17 protein-coding genes are annotated in these 20,050 nt (G+C 67.7%); 11 read left to right on the top strand and 6 right to left on the bottom strand.

What is annotated here, in order from left to right; translation table 11 throughout:
* A partial coding sequence (locus C5E07_RS09340) for an HNH endonuclease signature motif containing protein (RefSeq protein ID WP_181057899.1) occupies positions 1–746 on the top strand: 746 nt, incomplete at its 5' end.
* 366 nt (positions 747–1,112) lie between these two features.
* Here C5E07_RS09340 and C5E07_RS09345 read toward each other — a convergent pair.
* The 4 genes from C5E07_RS09345 to C5E07_RS09360 form a co-directional block, all read right to left on the bottom strand.
* Positions 1,113–2,810: an alpha-amylase family glycosyl hydrolase gene (locus tag C5E07_RS09345; RefSeq protein ID WP_104299248.1), complete on the bottom strand. Its 1,698-nt coding sequence runs from the start codon at positions 2,808–2,810 to the stop codon at positions 1,113–1,115.
* Positions 2,811–2,928: 118 nt separating this feature from the next.
* The gene (locus tag C5E07_RS09350; RefSeq protein WP_104241687.1) at positions 2,929–3,810 is read right to left on the bottom strand and encodes a carbohydrate ABC transporter permease; all 882 of its coding nucleotides are present in this window, start codon (positions 3,808–3,810) and stop codon (positions 2,929–2,931) included.
* Complete coding sequence (locus C5E07_RS09355; RefSeq protein WP_104241689.1) at positions 3,810–4,754, bottom strand: carbohydrate ABC transporter permease; 945 nt, start codon at positions 4,752–4,754, stop codon at positions 3,810–3,812. Before C5E07_RS09355 ends, C5E07_RS09350 begins: the two co-directional genes overlap by 1 nt.
* A 41-nt stretch (positions 4,755–4,795) precedes the next feature.
* Entirely contained in the window at positions 4,796–6,076 is a 1,281-nt protein-coding gene (locus tag C5E07_RS09360; protein WP_258063843.1) for an ABC transporter substrate-binding protein, read from the bottom strand.
* 127 nt (positions 6,077–6,203) lie between these two features.
* Here C5E07_RS09360 and C5E07_RS09365 point away from each other — a divergent pair, with 127 nt between their 5' ends.
* The 8 genes from C5E07_RS09365 to C5E07_RS09400 all read left to right on the top strand — a co-directional run bounded on the left by C5E07_RS09365 (position 6,204) and on the right by C5E07_RS09400 (position 15,712).
* Positions 6,204–7,394 (top strand): ROK family protein, encoded by a 1,191-nt coding sequence (locus C5E07_RS09365; protein ID WP_258063844.1) that lies wholly within the window; start codon positions 6,204–6,206, stop codon positions 7,392–7,394.
* Between the two features lie 143 nt (positions 7,395–7,537).
* Entirely contained in the window at positions 7,538–8,611 is a 1,074-nt protein-coding gene (locus C5E07_RS09370; protein ID WP_104299249.1) for an alkene reductase, read from the top strand.
* 234 nt (positions 8,612–8,845) lie between these two features.
* Positions 8,846–9,877: a LacI family DNA-binding transcriptional regulator gene (locus C5E07_RS09375; protein WP_104299250.1), complete on the top strand. Its 1,032-nt coding sequence runs from the start codon at positions 8,846–8,848 to the stop codon at positions 9,875–9,877.
* Positions 9,874–10,851, top strand: coding sequence for a sugar ABC transporter permease (locus C5E07_RS09380; protein WP_104241696.1), 978 nt, complete (start codon positions 9,874–9,876; stop codon positions 10,849–10,851). Before C5E07_RS09375 ends, C5E07_RS09380 begins: the two co-directional genes overlap by 4 nt.
* Before the next feature lie 122 nt (positions 10,852–10,973).
* Positions 10,974–11,846, top strand: coding sequence for a carbohydrate ABC transporter permease (locus tag C5E07_RS09385; RefSeq protein WP_228496612.1), 873 nt, complete (start codon positions 10,974–10,976; stop codon positions 11,844–11,846).
* A 46-nt stretch (positions 11,847–11,892) separates the two neighbouring features.
* Entirely contained in the window at positions 11,893–13,506 is a 1,614-nt protein-coding gene (locus tag C5E07_RS09390; protein WP_104299251.1) for an ABC transporter substrate-binding protein, read from the top strand.
* 175 nt (positions 13,507–13,681) lie between these two features.
* The gene (locus C5E07_RS09395; protein ID WP_104299252.1) at positions 13,682–15,067 is read left to right on the top strand and encodes a glycoside hydrolase family 32 protein; all 1,386 of its coding nucleotides are present in this window, start codon (positions 13,682–13,684) and stop codon (positions 15,065–15,067) included.
* 39 nt (positions 15,068–15,106) lie between these two features.
* Positions 15,107–15,712, top strand: a complete 606-nt coding sequence (locus C5E07_RS09400) for an HD domain-containing protein (protein ID WP_104299253.1) — start codon at positions 15,107–15,109, stop codon at positions 15,710–15,712.
* Between the two features lie 72 nt (positions 15,713–15,784).
* Here C5E07_RS09400 and C5E07_RS09405 read toward each other — a convergent pair whose 3' ends face one another.
* Positions 15,785–17,086, bottom strand: a complete 1,302-nt coding sequence (locus C5E07_RS09405; RefSeq protein WP_104299254.1) for an ABC transporter permease — start codon at positions 17,084–17,086, stop codon at positions 15,785–15,787.
* Complete coding sequence (locus C5E07_RS09410; RefSeq protein WP_104241706.1) at positions 17,083–17,781, bottom strand: ABC transporter ATP-binding protein; 699 nt, start codon at positions 17,779–17,781, stop codon at positions 17,083–17,085. Before C5E07_RS09410 ends, C5E07_RS09405 begins: the two co-directional genes overlap by 4 nt.
* 159 nt (positions 17,782–17,940) lie before the next feature.
* Between C5E07_RS09410 and C5E07_RS09415 the strand changes: the two genes are divergently transcribed.
* Positions 17,941–19,218: a sensor histidine kinase gene (locus tag C5E07_RS09415; protein ID WP_258063846.1), complete on the top strand. Its 1,278-nt coding sequence runs from the start codon at positions 17,941–17,943 to the stop codon at positions 19,216–19,218.
* Positions 19,215–19,886, top strand: coding sequence for a response regulator transcription factor (locus C5E07_RS09420; protein WP_104299255.1), 672 nt, complete (start codon positions 19,215–19,217; stop codon positions 19,884–19,886). The genes C5E07_RS09415 and C5E07_RS09420 overlap by 4 nt, the downstream gene beginning before the upstream one ends.
* Positions 19,887–20,050: the final 164 nt, after the last annotated feature.

Here is a 20,050-nt window from a genome sequence, read left to right on the forward strand (position 1 = left end):
CGGACCTGCTCCTCACGAGCGACCCCACCGTCTCGAGCGCCGCGAAAGGCATTCAAGCCACCGTCCAGCTCAGCATCCCCATCACGACACTCCTCACCCACACCGACACCGGCGTGGACGGCAGCGGAGGCGGAGGCGGAGGCGGAGGCGGAGGCGGAGGCGGAGGCCCGACCGAAACCGGCAGAGATGGCCGCCCTCGCCGCGCCCCGGCGCTGCTCGAGGGCATGTCCCCCATGCCCATCGAAGACGCGAAACACCTCGCCGCGACCGCACCCGCCTTCATCCGCCTCCTCACCCACCCCATCACCGGAGCAATCCAAACCGTCGACGCCTACACCCCCACCGCGGCCATGCGCGCCTTCCTGAAAGCCCGCGACATCCACTGCCGCTTCATCGGCTGCCGCCAACCCGCCACGAACTGCGAACTCGACCACACCATCGACCACCAATACGGCGGCGAACCCGCAATCTGGAACCTCAGCGACTTCTGCAAAAACCATCACATCGTCAAGCACCACACCGCCTGGACCGTCACCCAACACGACGGCGGCACCCTCGAATGGACCACCCCAAGCGGAAAAACCTACATCGATCACCCCGAACCCCACGGCCCCACCTCCACACCCACCGATCAACTCTTCAGACCAGCGGACGAGCACCCAGGGGCCAACTCGAGTGAGCGCTCGGCCCCTGAAGAAGACCCGCCGCCGCGGCTCGGCCCCGCCTCCAGCGCGCCACCGTTCTGACTCGGCGACGCGCCCCCGGGCGGCGCGGTATCCAGACGACGAGTTGCCCCTCCGACGAGCTGTGCGGAGCACGCGACGCCCGAAACGCTGCCCAGACGGCGCGGCACCCAGACGACCCCCTGGCAGCCTGGCGCGGTACCCAGACGACCCCTAACCGCCTGGCGCGCTGCTCGCACGACGCACTACGGACGCGACGCGCTGCCTCCACGAGCCGCACTCGCAGAGGTGCGCCCTCGCTCCTGTGACGAGCGAGGGCGCACCCAAGTGGCAGCCGCGAGTCGCTAGGGTGCTGCCCGCTTCTTCCTACTCCCTGCTTCCTACTTCCTAGCGCCTACCGCCTACCATCGATCAACGACCAATGACCGACTAGGCCGGGCGACGCACCCACGCGGTCGTCTCGCCCGCCAAGTCTGTGCCGCTGTCGAGGTCGCTGCGCAGCAGCACCTCGGCGTCAGCGCCCAGGTCGAACGGCTCGGACCCGAAGTTCGCCACGATCTCCCAGCCGTTCGGGCGGGCGAAGCGAAGCACGTCCGCGCTCCCGCTCGGCAGCCACTCGAGCTGCTCCCCGCTCTGCAGCTCGTGCCGCAGCGCGAGGGCCTTCCGGTAGAGCGCAAGCACCGAACCGGCGTCCTCTTCCTGGAGCTCGACGGCCGACGCGCCGAACCATCCGGGCTGGGGAAGGTGCGCATCCGCTTCCCCGAACCCGAACGATCGACCCTCGGCAACCCAAGGCAGAGGAACACGGCAGCCGTCGCGGCCGATGTCGACACCGGGGTTGCGGAAGAAGGTGGGGTCCTGGCGCTCCGCATCTGGGATGTCTGCGACCTCGTGGAGCCCGAGCTCCTCACCCTGGTACAGGTACGCAGAACCCGGCAGCCCGAGCGTGAACAGGGTCGCCGCCCGCGCCCGACGCAGCCCACCCTCCGCGTCGAGCACAGGGTGCTCGCCACCCGAGAGCAGCCACTCGGAGCCGTGTTTCACGACCGGGTGCCCCTTCTCGCTGCGCTCCGGATGCGGGAGTCCGTAGCGCGTCGCGTGACGCACCACGTCGTGGTTCGACAGCACCCACGTGGTCGACGACCCAGAGCGCTCGGCGAGCTCGAGGTTGTCGGTCACGATGCTCGAGAACTGGCGGGCATCGAAGTCGGCCTCGAGGAGATCGAAGTTGAACGCCTGCCCGAGCCCCTCCGGGCTCGCGTAGCGCGGGCGGCGATCACGCTCGACCCACGCCTCGGCGACGGCCGTCCGCGGTGGGTCGTACGAGTTGAAGACCTTGCGCCACTCGGCGTAGACCTCGTGCACGTCGTCGCGGTCGATGATGGGGTGATTGCCGTCGAAGGGCATCGCGTCGAGCACCGCCTTCGACGGCAGCTCGCCGCTGAGGTCCTTCGTCAGCATGTGGGCGACGTCGATGCGGAAGCCGTCAACACCTCGGTCTGACCAGAACCGCAGGGTGTGCAGGAAATCGGCCCGCACCTCTGGGTTCGCCCAGTTGAAGTCGGGCTGCTCGACCGCGAAGTTGTGGAAGTACCACTGGCCGTCCTCGACACGATGCCAAGCCGGTCCGCCGAACACCGACTCCCAATCCGTGGGCGCCTCCGCCCCGTCCGGCCCATTGCCGTCGCGGAAGATGTAGCGGTCGCGCTCCGGGGAGCCCGGCCCAGCGGCAAGAGCCGCCTGGAACCACTCGTGCTGGTCGGACGAGTGGTTCGGGACGATGTCCACGATCACGCGGATCCCGGCCCCGTGCAGGGCCGCGACCATGCGGTCGAAGTCCTCGAGCGTGCCCAGGCGGGGATCCACGTTGCGGTAGTCGGCAACGTCGTAGCCGCCGTCGGCGAGCTCAGACGGATAGAAGGGGCTGAGCCAGACGGCGTCGATGCCAAGCGCCTGCAGGTACGGCACCTTCGCGGTGATGCCCGGCAGGTCGCCGAGCCCGTCGCCGTTGGCGTCCGCGAAGCTGCGCGGATAGATCTGGTAGACCGCCGCCTGACGCCACCAGTTGGCGTCCTGCGGGCGGGCGCGGGTGAGGACGTCGGTCTCTGCGGAGAAGGTCGAGCTCATAGTTGGGTATTCCTCGGGTTGTTGGTGGTCTGTGACTGAGAGAGGGTTCTGGGTTCAAGAGGGCTCGCGGTAGGCGCGAGATGCTCCTGTGGAAGCGCGTGCAGCGTCCGCGAAGCGGTCATCCCTTGACGGCGCCCTGCGTGACGCCCTCCATGACCCACCGCTGCGTGAACAGGTAGGCGATGAGCGCCGGCGCCATCGCCATCAGGTAGGAGGCGAAGGACACGTTGTAGTTGTTGCTGAACTGGGTCTGGAAGATCTTCTGCACCACGGGCAGGGTCTGCATCGCCGGGTCGGAGATGATGAGCGACGGCATCATGAAGTCGTTCCAGGAGGCGAGGAAGGCGAAGATGCCGACCGTCGCGCTCATCGGGGCGAGGAGCGGGAAGATGACCCGCCAGAACGTCTGCCACGTGCTGGCGCCGTCGATGCGGGCGCTCTCCTCGAGCTCGCCCGGGATCGACCTCAGGAACGCGGTGAAGAGCAGGATCGAGAAGCTGAGCTGGAACATGACGTGGAGGATGATGACGCCGACCGGGTTGTCGAGCCCGAAGAGTCCGCTCATCTGGATCTGCGGGAGGGCAACAGCCGGGAAGGGCAGGAACATCGCCGCCAGCAGGTAGTAGAAAGAGCCCCGGAAGAACCGGTTGTTCCAGTTGCGCGTGATGGCGTACGAGGCGAGAGCCGCGAGCAGGATGACGCCCGCGACGGTGCCCGCCGTGATGAACACGGAGACGCTGAACGCCTGCGGGAAGTTGGTGAGGTTCCAGGCCTCGACGAATCCGTCGAAGCTGAAGGGCGCAGGCAGCGCGAACACGTTGCCGCTGACGGCCTGAGAGGTGGTCTTGAAGGCGGTCACCACGGTCACGTAGAGCGGGATGAGCACGGTCACGGCGCAGAGGAGCAGGATGATCGTCGTCGACCATCGACCTCGTCCGCCACGGTTCCTGCTCGCGGGGGCCACTCGTGCGCGGCTGACGATGGGCTGTTGAAGTGCCATCAGAGTTGGTTCTTTCCCTGGGTGAGGCGGAGCTGGAGGAGGGAGATGACGACGACGAGGACGAAGAAGAACGTCGCGTTGGCCATCTGGTAGGCGTAGTCGCCGCCGCTGAAGCCGGTGAAGATCGTCATGGCGATGCTTCTGGTCGACGTGCCCGGGCCCCCGTCCGTGAGGCCGACGATGATGTCGTAGGCGTTGAGGAAGTTCTTGAAGCCGAGGATCACGTTGATGACGACGTAGCCGGCGACGAGCGGAAGCGTGATCTGCAGCATCTGCTGCCATTTCGAGGCCCCATCGAGGTCGGCCGCCTCGTAGACGTCGCCGGGAACCGCGAGGAGACCGGCGATGTAGATGAGCAGCGTGCCGGGGATCGCCTGCCAGGCCGTCACGATGACGATGCCGATCCACGCGAGGTTCGGGTTCGCGAGGATGCTCTCCGACAGCCACGGGATGTTCAGACTCTGCCCGAGCGCCGGCACGGCGTTGGAGAACAGGAAGTTGAACACGAACGCGATGACGATGCCCGAGATGACCATGGGGATCACGAACACGGTGCGCAGAGGAGCCTTGAGGCGGATGCGCGCGACGAGGCCGATCGCGAGGAGGAACGCGAGCACGTTGACGAGGATCACCGTGACGGCCGCGAAGCCCATCGTGAACCCGTAGCTCTGCCAGATGGCGGGGTCGCCGAACATGGCGATGTAGTTGGTGATGCCGACGAAATTCCATTCGCCGAAGCCGATGGAGTTCGTGAAGCTGAAGAAGATGCCGATGACGGCGGGGATGGTGATGGCGATCGTGAAGAGCACGAGCGTCGGGACGAGGAAGAGATAGTGGACGCGGTCGATGCGACGTGAGCTTCGCGGCCTGATCTTCTTGCCTTCGCGGGCGGCTTCCTCGGTGCGGATCGCCTCCGTGGTGGTTGCCTCGATGGTGGTCGACATTGGTGTCTCCGGTCCGGTTCTTGATCGAGTTGGGCTGGCCGTCATTGGCGCAGCGCGAGGCGGGCCCAGTCGGCGTCGAGCGTGCTGAGCGTCGAGTCGACGCTCGCTCCCCCGGTGACGAGTCCCTGCATGTAGTTCTCGGTGGGGATCGTCAGCGGGATCGCCTTCGACGGCCCCTGGTAGAAGGCGGCGTTCTCGTAGTAGGGCTGGAGTTCGACGAGCCGCGGGTCGGTGACCGGGTCGGCGTCGACGGTCGTGCCGAAGCCGAGCTGGGCCGCGTTGTAGGCGTTGATGACCTCCGGCTGGAAGAGGTACTGGAGGAACTCGCGCGCCTCCTCCTTGTGCTTGGAGGCCTCCGGGATCCAGGCCGCGAGGTCGATGTTGACGCGCACCTCCCGGTCGTCGGCGTTCTCCGTCATCGGGAGGGGGAACATGCCGAGGTTCGCGTCCGGGTTGGTCTTGGCGATCTCGCCGAGCGCCCACGGCCCCTGCAGGTACATGGCAGCCTTGCCCTCGGCGAAGGCCACGTTGCCGTCGCCGTAGCCCCGGCTGCCAGCATCCGCGTTCGTGTAGGTGCTGGCGAGCTCCGTCATCCGCGTGACCGGGTCGGTCATGGTCGACTCGAACGAGACGGGCGAGTCGGGCCCGACATCGGTGCCGAGCTCGTTGAGCTCGTCGTAGAAGCCCGCGACGTCGATCGAGCCGCCAACCGTGTAGTCGAACCATCCCTGGCTCACCGTCCACGGGTCCTTGAAGGTGGCGTAGAACGGATCGACGCCGGCCGACTTGAGCTGATCGCAGACCTCGATGAGCTCGCTGTAGGTGGTCGGCACCTCGAGGCCCTGCTCTTCGAAGATGTCCTTGTTGTAGATGACGGATGCGGCCATGACCGAGTAGGGCAGCACGCTCGTGCGCCCCGGGTAGCTGGCGTACTGGTCGACGAGGCCCTGGATCTCCGGCAGGATGCGGTCGGCCTCGGGCAGGTCGGACAGGTCTGAGAGCGCGCCGCGTTCCATGAAGCGGGCCATCTCCATGTTGTAGTTGAGGAGCCCCAGGTCCGGCGGGTTGCCGCGAAGGAACCCGGCCTGCAGGTTGGAGGAGGTGTCGAGGACCACTCGCACCTCGCTCTGCGAGGAGTTGTAGTCCTGGATGAGCGCTCGGAAGTACGGGATGGCTTCCGGCTTGCTCAGGAAGAAGCGCACCTCGGTGGGCCCAGTACTGGTGCAGGCTGCGAGTCCTGAGCCGGCGAGCGCGATCACGAGCGCGGCGACAAGCGCACGCAGCAGGGCGCGGGGCCGGAAGCGTTTCGAAGGTGTTGGCACGTCGTTGTCCCTTGGGCTGAGCTGGCCGCTGCGGACGCTGACCAGACATTGAAACGAACACTAAATTTTGTGTCTAAATTTACTGCTGGAGGTAATGTAAACCCACGGCCAGCGAAAGGTCAACACCGTGTTCAGCCTTCCCAGCACCCCACCTCCCCTGAAGCGCACCAACCTGCAGCTGCTGCTCGAGTACGCCTGGAGCTCCGAGGCATTCACCGCGACGGATGCCATGAGCATCGGCCTCACGAGGTCGACCATCATCGACCTCCTCGACGAGCTCGCCTCGTGCGGGCTCATCACCGAGCTCCCCAACTCGCGACAGGACGGCAGCTATCAGAAGGGGCGACCCGCGCGCCGCTTCGAGTTCGCGGCGGACGCAGGAGTCGTCGTCGGCGTCGACGCCGGACGCGAGCATCTGACGACGACCGTGTCGAACCTGCGCGGCTCGACGATCAGCACCGGCCAGGTCGAGGTCGACCCGGAGGCCGACTCCCCCGAGACGAGGCGGGATCTCCTGCGCCGGGTCGTCACCGACCAGCTCGGCGTGACCGGGCACGCCTTTGAGGAGGTCGCGGCGATCTGCATCGGCGTCCCAGCGCCCGTCGACGCGCGCGGCACCTCCCCCACGCACGTCGACAGGTTCTGGCAGCGCACCAACCCGGACTTCGTGACGGTCTTCGAGGAGCAGATCCCGATCATCCGCGTCGAGAACGACGCCCTGCTCGCCGCCGTCGCGGAGGGCAGCGTGGGCGGAGGCGTCGGCAGCAGCGACTTCGTGACCTTCCTGAGCGGCGAACGCTTCGGTGCGGGCATCGTCGTCGATGGGCGACTGCTCCGTGGCGCCCACGGCGGGGTCGGCGAGATGCTCGGCCTCGACCTCGTGGCCGGCGCGGGAGGCGTCGACGGCCTCGGGCTGCGCGCGGCGCGGCTCGCCAGGGCGGCCGTCGCCGACGGGAACGTGCTGCCCGGGAGCCCACTCCTGCGGGTGGAGCCGGACCAGATCGACGGCAAGCTCGTGCTCGAAGCGGCCAGGGACGGAGACCCGGACGCTCGTCGGGTCGTCACGGAAGTCGGCGGAGTGCTGGCTCGCATCGTCGGCCTCGTCGCAAGCCTCTTCGACCCCGAGCGGGTCATCATCGCGGGAGGCGTCGCGCCGGGCGCCGACGGCATCATCGCGGCGGCCCGGGAGGAACTCCCCGCGCTCCTGCACCTGCCCGTGCCGCAACTCGTGCGCTCAGAACTCGGCGCCGGAGTCGTGTCGATCGGCGCCGTGCAGCACGCCCTCAGCTCCGTGAGGGGCAGCATCCTCGACCTCTGAACGAGGAGCTCCCCGAACGAGGACTCCCTGAACACGGGCCGCCTGAGCGCGCAACACGCCCGCACGGAATGCGAGCGGGCGGGCCGCTGTTCGATCTGTGGGGCCGCGCATGAGCGGGTCCCGCGATCCGAAAGGCAGTCCCAGTGGACCTCTTCTCCCCCTTGACTCTCGGCGACATCGAGCTCGCCAACCGTGTCGTCATGGCGCCACTGACCCGCACCCGCGCAGACGCTGCAGGCGTACCGGGTGAGCTCGTCGCGGAGCACTACGCGCAGCGCGCGAGCCTCGGCCTGATCATCACCGAGGGCACCTACCCGAGCGCCGAGTCGCGCGCCTACCCGGGCCAGCCGGGCATCGTCACCCCCGAACAGGCCGAGGGCTGGCGCCGCGTCGCCGAGGCCGTGCACGCCCGCGGCGGGCGCATCGTGATGCAGCTCATGAATGGCGGCCGCGTCTCGCACACCGACATCACGGGCACCGACCGGATCGTCGCTCCGAGCGCCATCGCGATCGACGGCGAGGTGCGCACCCCGAACGGGAAGCTCCCCTACCCGGTTCCGCACGCACTCACGACGGCTGAGCTCGCCGAGGTCCGCGAGGAGTTCGTGGATGCCGCCAGGCGCGCCATCGAGGCCGGCCTCGACGGCGTCGAGATCCACGGCGCGAACGGCTACCTCCTGCACGAGTTCCTCTCGCCCGTATCGAACCAGCGCACCGACGAGTACGGCGGCTCGCCCGCGGCCCGCGCCCGGTTCGTCGTCGAGGTGACGGCAGCCGTCGCGGAGGCGATCGGCGCGGGACGCGTCGGCGTGCGCCTGTCACCCGCCCACAACATCCAGGACGTCGTCGAGACGGACGAGGCCGACGTGCGCGCAACGTACGACGCGGTGGCGGATGGCCTCGCCCCGCTCGGCCTCGCGTACCTGAGCGTGCTGCACGCCGACCCGGAAGGCGCGCTGGTGCAGGACCTGCGGGCCCGCTTCGGCGGCGCCTTCATCGCGAACAGCGGCTTCAGCAGCGTCACGACCCGCGAGGAGGCCCTCAACCTCGTCGGCCAGGGCAACGCGGATGCGGTGGCCGTCGGCCGCCTCGCGATCGCGAACCCCGACCTCGTCGAGCGCTGGCAGGGCGACCACCCCGAGAACGAGCCGAACCCGGCGACCTTCTACGGCGAAGGGGCGGTCGGCTACACCGACTACCCGCGGCTCTCCGCGTAACCAGCGCAGCCCAGCGAGGCGCGCGCCACCCTGCCAGAACGGCAGAACGGCAGAACGGCAGAACGGCAGAACGGCAGCTCGCGCACGACGCCACCCGGATGATCTCCGGGTGGCGTCGTGCGCGGCGCGATCACGCACCGATGTCGTGCGTCGCCGCACCACACCGCCATTGCGGATCTCTGCGCCCGTGCTAGCATGCGTTATACGATTAACTGATCCACGAGGAGGTGGGCAATGGCGAGACGCCCCAAGACGACGACGATGTCACAGGTGGCAGAGCACGCCGGTGTATCGCAGGCCACGGTGTCGCTGGTCCTCAACAATGTCGCGGGATCCCGCGTCGCCGAGGCCACCAAGGAGCGCGTTCTGGAAGCGGTCCGCGAGCTCGACTACCGGACGAACGCCTTCGCGAAGACCCTGCGGAGCGGCGAGTCCGAGATGATCGGCTTCATCTCCGACGAAGTGGCCAGCTCCCCCTTCGCCGGCGGGCTCCTGAAAGGCGCACAGCGCCTCGCTTGGGAGAACGGCAACGTGATCCTGACCGTCGACACCTACAACGACGCTGGACTCGAGCAGGCCGCCGTCGAGATGATGCAGTCCTACCGAGTGCGCGGCGTCGTCTACGCCTCGATGTACCACCGGGTCCTCGATGTCCCCGAGGCACTCAGCGGAGTGCCCACCGTCGTCGTCAACGCGGAGGACCGCGCCGGCCTCGTGCCGAGTGTGTTCCCCGACGAGGAGATGGGTGGCTACGCGGCAACGCGCCAGCTGCTCGACGCAGGCCACACGAAGCTGGCGATGATCAACATCCAGCCCCAGATCAGCGACCTGCCAGCCGGCATCGGACGCCTCGCCGGGTTCCGGCGCGCGCTCACCGAAGCTGGCCTCTCACCGAGGCCCGAGTGGATCCTCCCCGGCACCGGAATCGTCGAGGATGGCCTGCGACTCACGAAGGAGCTCATGGCGGGCGACGACCGACCTACGGCGATCTTCTGCGGCAACGACCGAACCGCCTGGGGCGCCTACCGCGCCCTCGAGGCCCTCGGCCTCAGTGTGCCAGACGACTGCTCCATCATCGGCTTCGACAACCACGAGATGCTCGCGCCCCACCTCGACCCCGGCCTGACCACGGTCGCCCTTCCCTACGAGCAGATGGCGCGGACCGCCATCGACCTGCTCCTCGAACCGACATCCTCCCCATCCCTTCACATCCCACTCGAGTGCACCGTCGTGACTCGCGGGTCTGTAGCAAAGGCCAAAGCATGACCACGAAGATCACCCTCCCGGCACGCAAACCACGGCAGTCCCGGCAGCCGCGCCGCCCGCGACGAGATTTCAGAACTGAAGTCCGCCGCGCCATGCGGAGCTGGCAGTTATACGTATTACTCCTCCCCGCACTCGCCTCGGTGCTGGTCTTCAAGTACTGGCCCATGTACGGCGCGCAGATCGCCTTCCGCAACTACAACCCGGCAGACGGATTCGCCGGGAGCCCCTGGGTGGGGCTCGAGCACTTCGAGCGCTTCGTCACCTCGTTCCAGTTCGAGCGGCTCATCGCGAACACCCTGACGCTGAACGCACTCGGGCTGCTCATCGCGTTCCCCGTGCCGATCATCCTGGCGCTCATCGTCAACCAGCTGCAGAGCGAGCGCTTCAAGAAGTTCACGCAGACCGTCCTCTACTCGCCGTCGTTCATCTCGGTGGTGGTCGTCGTCGGCATGATCTACCTGCTCTTCTCGCCGAGATCCGGAATCGTCAACAACGCCATCACGGTGTTCGGCGGCGACCCCATCTTCTTCATGGGCTCGGCGGAGTGGTTCAGGCCCCTCTACATCGGCTCGGACATCTGGCAGAACGCAGGATTCTCGATGATCGTCTACCTCGCCGCCCTGACCGCCATCGACCCGTCGCTCCACGAAGCGGCGCGCGTCGACGGGGCCAACAAATGGCAGCGGATCCGGCACATCGACATCCCCGGGATCCTCCCCGTCATCACGATCCTCTTCATCCTCGCGATCGGGAACCTCTTCAACCTCGGCTTCGAGAAGGTCCTCCTCATGCAGACCGACCTCAACCTGCCGACCTCCGAGGTCATCCAGACCTACGTGTACCAAGCCGGCCTCAAGCAGGCCCAGTTCAGCTACTCGGCCGCCATCGGCCTCTTCAACTCCCTCATCAACATGGTGCTGCTCCTGACCTTCAACTGGGTCGCGAAGCGTGCAGGCCAGTCGACTCTCTGGTGATGAACATGACCTCAACGGCCTCACGCCCCCAATCCGATGCACCCGCGCCGCTCGACCACGGCGCGCGACCCCGGGTGGCTCCCCGCCCTGTCCCGCGCCGACGAGACCCCTGGCGCAAGCGCATGGCAGACCCGGTCTTCAACACCTTCGCGGTTGGGACCCTGCTGCTCGCCATCGCCGCCGTCCTGTACCCGCTGTACTTCATCGTGATCGCCTCCGTCAGCGAACCCGCCGAGATCCTCAACGGCAACGTCTGGCTGTGGCCCCAGGGGTTCACCCTCGAGGGCTACGCCAGGATCTTCGCGGATGCAGCCATCTGGCAGGGCTTCGGGAACTCCGTGCTCTACACGAGCGTCGGCACCCTCATCAGCGTCGTGTCGATCCTCTGCGGCGCCTACGCGCTCTCGCGGAAGGACCTGTACGGGCGCAAGGTCCTCATGCTCGTCTTCATCCTCACGATGTTCATCGACGGCGGGCTCATCGCCCGGTACCTCGTCGTGCGCGACCTCGGCATGCTGGACACGATCTGGGCCGTCGTGCTCCCCGGCGCGGTCGGCGTCTGGAACCTCATCATCGCGAGGGCCTTCTTCGAGAACAACGTCCCGAGCGAGCTCCGGGAAGCCGCTCAGATCGATGGAGCGAACGACTTCCGCTTCTTCTTCCAGATCGTGCTCCCGCTCTCGAAGCCCCTCATCTTCCTCATGATCATGATCCACCTCGTCGCGAACTGGAACGCCTTCTTCGACGCCCTCATCTACCTCGACGACGAGAGCAAGTACCCACTCCAGCTTGTCCTCCGAAACGTGCTCATCCAGTCGGAGGTCAACTCCGCAGGAGGCACGGGCGCAGTCGATTCCTACGCCGCCGCTCAGCGCCTGGGCGAGCTCATGAAGTACGGAATGATCGTCATCTCGAGCCTGCCGCTGCTCATCGTTCTGCCCTTCATGCAGAAGCACTTCACCAAGGGTGCCCTTCTCGGCGCCGTCAAGAGCTGAACAGCTCCTCATCCCACCATCGCTCGACAAGAAAGACAGAACGAACATGAAACAGCGACGTTTCGCGACCTCGATCGCCCTCGTGACCGTGAGCGGCCTCCTGCTGACCGGATGCACAGGCGGCAGCGGCGGCGGCGAGCTCACCGACCTCTCCTCCGACTACGGATTCAACGCCGAAGGGCTGCCCATCGTCACCGAGCCTCTGAGCCTCACGTTCGGAGGCACCAAGTCGGCGCTCGCCCCCGACTACGCCTCCATGGAACTCGTCCAGCAGTGGGCAGAGGACACCAACATCACGATCGACTGGCGCAACCTGCCCGAGCAGGTCTACGCCGAGAAGAAGAACCTCATGCTGGCCGGAGACGAGCTCCCCGACGTGCTCTTCAACTCGGGCCTGAGCGACTCCGAGATCGTCCAGAACGGCTCGAACGGCACCCTCATCCCACTCGAGGACCTCATCGCAGCGCACGCGCCCACCCTGTCCGGCATCCTCGACGCTCGACCTGACATCAGGGCCGCGCTCACCGCATCCGACGGGCACATCTACACGCTCCCCTCCGTCGAGGAGCTCGGCATCCTCCAGTACCCGAACTTCCTCTACATCAACAAGCAGTGGCTCGACACCCTGGGCCTCCCGATGCCGACCACGATCGACGAATACCAGGCTGCGCTCGAGGCGTTCAAGACACGCGACCCGAACGGCAACGGCAAGGCCGACGAGGTCCCACTTTCGTTCCGAACCGACTCCTTCGCCGCCAACCCCTCCGACCTCATCACCGCCCTCGGCGGCCAGCCGGAGAACAACGACCACCGCATCGTCCGCGACGGGACCGTGGAATTCACCGCCAACACCAGCGAGTACCGTGCCGGCGTCGAAGCGCTCGGCGAGTGGTACGCGGACGGGCTCATCGACCCCGAATCGTTCTCGCAGGACGACGTCGCCTACCTGTCCAAGGGCAAGGCGGAGACGCCGATCCTCGGGTCCTTCTTCTGGTGGGAACTCGAAGAGATGGTCGGCGAGGACAAGAGCGGCGACTACGAGCTGGTCGGCGTCCTCGAGGGCACGAACGGCGAGCGCCTCGCGAGCGTCTCCAACAACCAGGAGATCAACCGCGGCGCCATGGCGCTCACCCGCGCCAACCAGTACCCGTCAGCGACCATCCGCTGGGCAGATCGCCTCTTCGACCCGGTCATGTCGGCCCAGACCAGCTGGGGACCCATCGGCGTGACGCTGGAAGAGGACGCAGCTGGCCTCCTCGTGCAGATCCCCGCCCCGGAGGGCGAGTCCGAAGGCGAACGACGCCAGAAGGTCGCCCCGGGCGGCCCCAAGATCACGACAGCCGAGGACTTCGAGACGGTCGTCGCGCCAGAGCCCCGCGCGAAGCTGCGCCAGGACCTCGTGAACGAGAACTACGCGCCATACGCCGCCAACGAGGCGTACCCACCAGTGCTGCTGTCGAACGAGGAGCTCGACCAGACCGCCTTCGCGCTCACCGACATCAACAGCCTCGTGAAGGAGAAGTTCGCGAGCTGGGTCGTGAACGGGAACATCGACGCCGAATGGGAGAGCTACACGTCTCAGCTCGAGGGTCTCGGCGTCGCAGAGGTCACCGACATCTACCAGCAGGCCTACGACCGGTTCCAGCAAGGCGGCGAGTAGCCGAGGTGCGGCGGGACTCTCCCGGTCCCGCCGTCATCGCGCCTACCCCGTCCGAAGCGCAGAACCGCCCCGCACGAGCTGCCACCGGCAGAGATCAGCTGCCTGAGCTCACGTGCAAGAGATCTCACGTGAGCGCTCACCCGTGAGTGCTCACCTTCAAGAACGGAACGCATCCATGACCATGACTCCCCCGACGACCACGGCCGTCACCCCGCTGCGGCCATCCGCTCACTTCACGTCCCACACGTCCTGGCTGAACGACCCGAACGGACTCGTCTACCACCAGGGCGTCTACCACCTGTTCTTCCAGACGAACCCGTTCGGCAGCACCTGGGGCAACATCTCCTGGGGGCACGCCACGTCCACCGACCTCGTGTCCTGGACGGAGCAGGCCGTCGCGATTCCCGCGACCGACGAGGAGATGGCGTTCTCGGGAAGCGCCGTCGTCGACACCCGCAACACGGCCGGCTTCGCGAACGACGGCGAGACGGCCCTCGTCGCCATCTACACGAGCGCACGCCCACCCGTGGGAGAGAAGCCCGGCCTGCAGGCGCAGTCGCTCGCCTTCAGCACCGATGACGGCGCCACCTGGACGCGGTACGCGGGGAACCCGGTCCTCGACATCGGCTCGTCCGAGTTCCGAGACCCGAAGGTCTTCTGGCACGGCGGCGACGACGGCAACTGGGTCATGGTGGTGGTGGATGCGGTCGCCAGGAAGGTACTGTTCTACACCTCGAACAACCTCATCGACTGGACGTTCGCGTCGGACTTCGGGCCAGCGCACGCGACGAGTGGCGTCTGGGAATGCCCCGACCTCTTCCCGCTCCGAGTCGAGGAGACCGGGGAGACGCGGTGGGTGCTGATCGTGAGCATGAACCCCGGAGCGCGGGCCGGCGGGTCCGGCACGCAGTACTTCGTCGGCGACTTCGACGGCACCACCTTCGTCGCCGAGCGCCTGACCGCCTCCGACGATCTTGAGGAGTACGACTGGCTCGACCACGGGCGGGACTACTACGCGGCCGTTTCCTTCGACAACGCCCCGGACAACCGCCGCCTCATGATCGGCTGGGCGAGCAACTGGGACTACGCCAACGAGACGCCGACCTCGCCGTGGCGCTCCGCGATGTCGCTCGTCCGCGAGATGAGGCTCGTGCGCTGTGCCGACGGCCGCCACCGGCTGGGTCAGGTTCCGGTCATCGGGGAAGGCCACGCGGGCATGACCATCTCGGAGCACACGATCGCCGTCGAGCCGGGCAGTAGGTCGACGATCGTGCTCGACAGCGACGGGGCTACCGACGAGCAGGTGCTGGTCCACTTCGATCGCGACGGGGACTCCGCCAGCCTCACCGTCGAGCGCGGGAGCAGCGGCATCGTGGACTTCCACCCCCGGTTCGCGGCCCCCAACCGAGTACCGATCGGCGCGCACATCGCGTCACCCATCGACGTCAGGATCGTGGTGGACGCGACCGTCATCGAGATCTTCCTCGCCGACGGCACGCAGACGGTGACGGAGCAGGTCTTCCCCAGCGTCGCGCTGAGCCGCGCACGAACACAGCAGTGAGCAGCGGCACGGATCTCGGATCACGTGGGACAGTTGGCCATGCGCATCGCCGACTTCCCCGTGCCTGATTCCGCCGCCGCCCGAGGCGCGCTCGAGCTGGCGCTCCAATACCAGACGGCGTCGCTCACCGCCCACGCCGTCCGCTCGTGGCTGTGGGCGGAGGGCATCGCCGCGGTCGAGGGCCGAGCTGGTGTCGACCACGAGCTGCTCTACGTCGCAGCTCTCCTCCACGACATCGGGACGACGACGGAGTACGACAACCAGACCGTCTCCTACGAGCACGCGGGTGGGCACGTCGCCGTCGCCCTGACGGCCGGCGCGGGCTGGGCCGCGGAGCGTCGAACGCGGGTCCTCGACGTGATCGTGCGCCACAACTGGACGAGCGTCGACCCACGATTGGATCTCGAGGGGTACCTGCTCGAACGCGCCACCGGCCTCGATATCACCGGGAGCAGGCCGGATGCGCTGCCGGAGGGATTCCTGCGGGAGGTCCTGGCAGCGCATCCGCGAGGCACGCTCGCCGCCGAGTTCGGTGCATGCGTGACCGACCAGGCGGCGAGGAAGCCGACGACCTCCGCCCGCAGGCTCGTCGACGGCGGCCTCCTCCAGAAGCTCGAAATGAACCCGCTCGAGCAGCTCGGGTAGGGGCTGAGTTCCGGCGGTTGCAGAGGCTCCACCGGGACCCATCCCCGTTCTCGTTCAGGTGCACTGCCACCGTCACTCGTAGCGCAGCGACTCCACCGGGTCGGCTCGTGCGGCTCGAGCCGCAGGCAGCGTCCCCGCCAGGAACGCGATGACCATGACGACGAGGATGACCACGCCGATCGAGACCGGGTCGAACGCGATGAGCGTCAGCCCCGGCAGGTCCGCCAGCAGCGTCGTCGCGAGCGAGGCACTGATGACCGTCCCGGCGACCACGGCGACGACCGCACCGATCGCGCTCCCCAGCAAGCCGATGAACGCCGCCTCGATGCTGAAGAGCGTGAACACGCGGCCGCTGCCCATCCCCATGGCCTTCATCAACCCGATCTCGCGAGTTCGCTCCTGCACGGACATCAGCAGCGTGTTGACGATGCCGAAGCTCGCAGCGAGGAGCGCGATCACCGCGAAGGCGTTCAGCACGAGCACGATCCCGTCGATCACCGTCTTGATCGTGCCGAGCTGATCGGCGACGGTGCTCCCGGTGTAGCCGGCATCCGAGAGCCGCTGCTTGAGGAGATCGATGTCGCCGCTGCTCGCATCAGGGCTGAACCAGACCGTGGCCTGTGCGTAGCGCTCAACCTGATCCGCAGGGATCCCGATGTTCTGCGTGGCGTAGAGCTGATCTGTGAGCGCGTCGTTCGGCACGAGCGCTGCCCCCGTCGGCGAGGCGATGCTCTCCTCGGCGACGCCGACGACAACCGCCTGGGTCTCGTGGGTGCCGCGGAGCGCATCCGTGCTGCCGATCGTCACGGTCTGGCCGAGCGCCGCATCCGCGTCGGCGAAGCCGAGCGGCTCGACGTAGGACGTCGGCAGCAGCACCTGCAGCTCGCCGCTCGCATCGTCGGGATCGGAGCCGGCCTGCAGCTGGACGGTCTGACCCTCCACGAGACTTCCCGCCCCCACCGCGAACCTCGTGCCAGCACCGGCCTGCACGAAGTCGACCGAGAGCGACTTCGTGGCCTGCACGTCGACGACACCCTCGATGCTCGCGAGCGACTCCAGGTCGGCGGGCAGGAGCGCGGTGACGGTCGACCCTGGAGGGCCTGCGCTCGCAACGGCGTCCGGGTTGTACTCGAGCGGGCCGGACTCGCCGCTGCCGAAGCCCGTCGCGTCGCTCGTCTTCGTCACCGTCAAGGTGTCCGCCGCCCCCACCCCGTTGACGGTGTCGTCGATGTAAGCGTTGATGCCCGTGCCGAGCCCATTCGTGAGCGTCAGCGTGAACGCTCCGACGAAGATCGCCAGGATCGTGAGGAGCAGGCGAGTCTTCGAGCGGAACGTGTTCGAGACGGCGGTGCCGATGAGGTCCATGGTTCTCATGCCGCCACCTGCGCAGAGTCTTCGACGATCAGGCCATCGCGGATCAGGATGCGGCGATCGCAGCGCGCCGCGAGGTCCTCATCGTGGGTGACGACGATCAAGGTGATGCCGTTCTCCCGGTTCAGACGGAACAGGATGTCCTCGACAACTCCGCCGGTGCCGGTGTCGAGATTGCCCGTCGGCTCATCCGCGAAGATGATCCTCGGATTGTTGACGAGCGCACGCGCGATCACGGTCCGCTGCTTCTGGCCGCCAGACAGGTTGAGGGCCTTGCTCCTCGCCTTGTCATCGAGCTCGAGCTGCTCGAGCGCCGCCAGCCCGCGCTTGCGCCGCTCGCCGCGCGGAACGCCGGCGATTTTCATGGGGAGCACCACGTTCTCGAGCACGGAGACGTTCGGGGTGAGGAAGAACTGCTGGAACACGAAGCCGAACGTCTTGTTCCTGGTTCGGTTGAGCCTCTTCCCCCGCAGCGTCCGGGTGTCGGTGCCCTCCAACTCCACGGTGCCCGAGGTCGGCACGTCCAAGAGCGCGAGCACGTGCATGAGGGTCGACTTCCCCGAGCCGCTCTTCCCGACGATGGCGAGGCTCTCCCCCTCGCGGATGTCGAAGCTCACGCCCTTCAGAGCTTCGAAGCGGTTCTGTCCCCGACCGTACGAGCGACGGACGTCGCGGACGGAGATGATCGGTGCTGGCATGCTGCCTCCTAGCTGGTGCCGAGGTCTCGACCCTCTGATGCTCGCGGCTCCCCGAGCGCCGCGCGTCCCCCGACCGCGGTCACCGAGTACTGCGGATGCGGTACAGCCGTGCTCTCGACGGGGGACGCGCGAGCAAGATGCGGCGGGCACACTTGGTCCATGCAGGAATCCCGCAGCACCGCGCCCGGCCAGGGCAGGCCGCACTCGCCGATGGCAGGCCGCGCCAGGACGCTCCCCCGAGCGCCATCCTGGGTCGTCGACGTGCTGGCTGCGCTCTTCATCGTCGGCGTCGCCGTCATGCCGTTCGGCGGGGATGAGTTTCGACCGAGCACACCCTTCGCGTTCGCGATGGTCCTGGCCCCGGCCGCCCTCCTGCCGTTCCGCCGCCGCTACCCGGTCACCGTGCTCGTCGCGACGCTCGTGATCTACGGAGCCACCGCACTGACCGGAACCCTCTCACCCGGCGTCGTCCTGGCCGCAGCGATGGCGATGTTCAGCGTCGCGACGCAGTCGACCCGCCGCCGGGCGGCCCTCACCGCGGCCCTCGCCGTCCTCGGCGTCGCCCTGCTCAGTCTGTTCGCAGCGCTCGGAAGCGTCTTCGATCCGCGTGCGATCCAGTTCGCGGTCACCATCGCTTTCGCCGCGGCCGCCGGAGACGCGACCCGCTCCCGGCGCGAGTACATCGTCGCGATCACCGAGCGAGCCGAACGCGCCGAGCAGACCCGCGAATCGGAGGCACGCCGCCGTGTCACCGAGGAGAGGCTTCGGATCGCGCGCGACCTGCACGACGCCGTCGCTCACCAGATCTCCGTCATCAGTCTGAACGCCGGGGTCGCCTCGAGCACCCTCCGGACCCGCCCCGAGCGAGCCGAGGACGCGCTCCTCACCATCCGAGGGGCTGCACGCTCAGTGCTCGCCGAGATCGGCGACCTGCTCACCGTGCTCCGCGCCGACGACACAGGCGACGCATCCGCCGCCCCACAGCCTGGACTCGAACGGCTCGACGCCCTCGTCGAGTCGTTCGGCGAAGCAGGACTCCACGTCAAGGTGCGAGCTGAGGGCGAGCTGCAGCAGGTCACGGGCGCGACGAGCCTCGTCGCGTACCGCGTCATCCAGGAATCGCTGACGAACGCGCACAAGCACGGCGCCGAGAACCGCGCGCACGTCCTGCTTGCCCTCACGGAGACGGAGCTGCGCGTCGTGGTCACGAACCCCGTGTCGGGCCCAGTCGCGGCGGCGGACTCGCCCCTTGCCACGGACGAGCCGGACGCCCGCGCGTCGGGCGGGCTCGGGCTCCTCGGCCTCCGCGAGCGGGTCGCCTCGGTGCGCGGCACCGTCACGACAGGCACAGCCGCGGGCGGCTACCGTGTGGCTGTGACCCTCCCCCGGCAGGACCGTCCGCACCTCGGCGCAGCCACCCACGGAGACCCCCGATGACCCGCGTGCTCGTCGTCGACGACCAGGCCCTCATCCGGCAGGCCGTCTCCGACATCCTGGGCCAGGAGCCCGGCATCGACGTCGTCGGCGAGGCACGAAACGGCAGGGAGGCCGTGGCGCTCGTCGCCACGCTGCGACCCGACGTCGTGCTGATGGACATCCGGATGCCGGAGCTCGACGGGATCGAGGCGACCGCCGCCATCTGCGGCGATCCGCGGAACACCGAGGTGCGCGTGCTCATCCTGACCACCTTCGAAGAGGACGAGTACCTGCTGGCCGCCCTCCGCGCCGGAGCGAGCGGCTTCATCGGGAAGGGTGCCGAACCCGACGACATCGTCCGAGCCGTCCGCGCGGTCCACGCCGGCGACGCACTGCTCTCTCCGGCCGCGACCCGCAGCCTCATCACGAGATATGTGCTCCGGTCGCAGCCAACAGGGCCGTCCATCGTGCCGGAGCAACTCGAGCAGCTGACGGATCGCGAGCGTGAGGTGCTGCTCCTCGTCGCTCGCGGACACGCCAACGCCGAGATCGCCGAGCTGCTCTTCATCTCGCCGCACACGGCGAAGACGCACGTGAACCGCATCATGGCGAAGGTCCATGCCCATGACCGGGCGCAGCTGGTGATCATCGCCTACGAGAGCGGGCTCTTATCGCCCGGAGGGCACTGAGACTCGTCTGGGGAGCACAGCGACTCACCGGAGAGCACGGAGAAGAGGCGGTGCAGAGACCTGGCGCTGCCAGCACCGTGCGGGAGTCACAGCGCATCAGCAGAGAAAGCGCCGCACACGCAGACGCCCCGCCGGAACCGGGTGGTTCAGGCGGGGCGTGTGAC

The organism is Pseudoclavibacter sp. RFBJ3 (genome assembly GCF_002931375.1).
Lineage (GTDB): Bacteria > Actinomycetota > Actinomycetes > Actinomycetales > Microbacteriaceae > Pseudoclavibacter.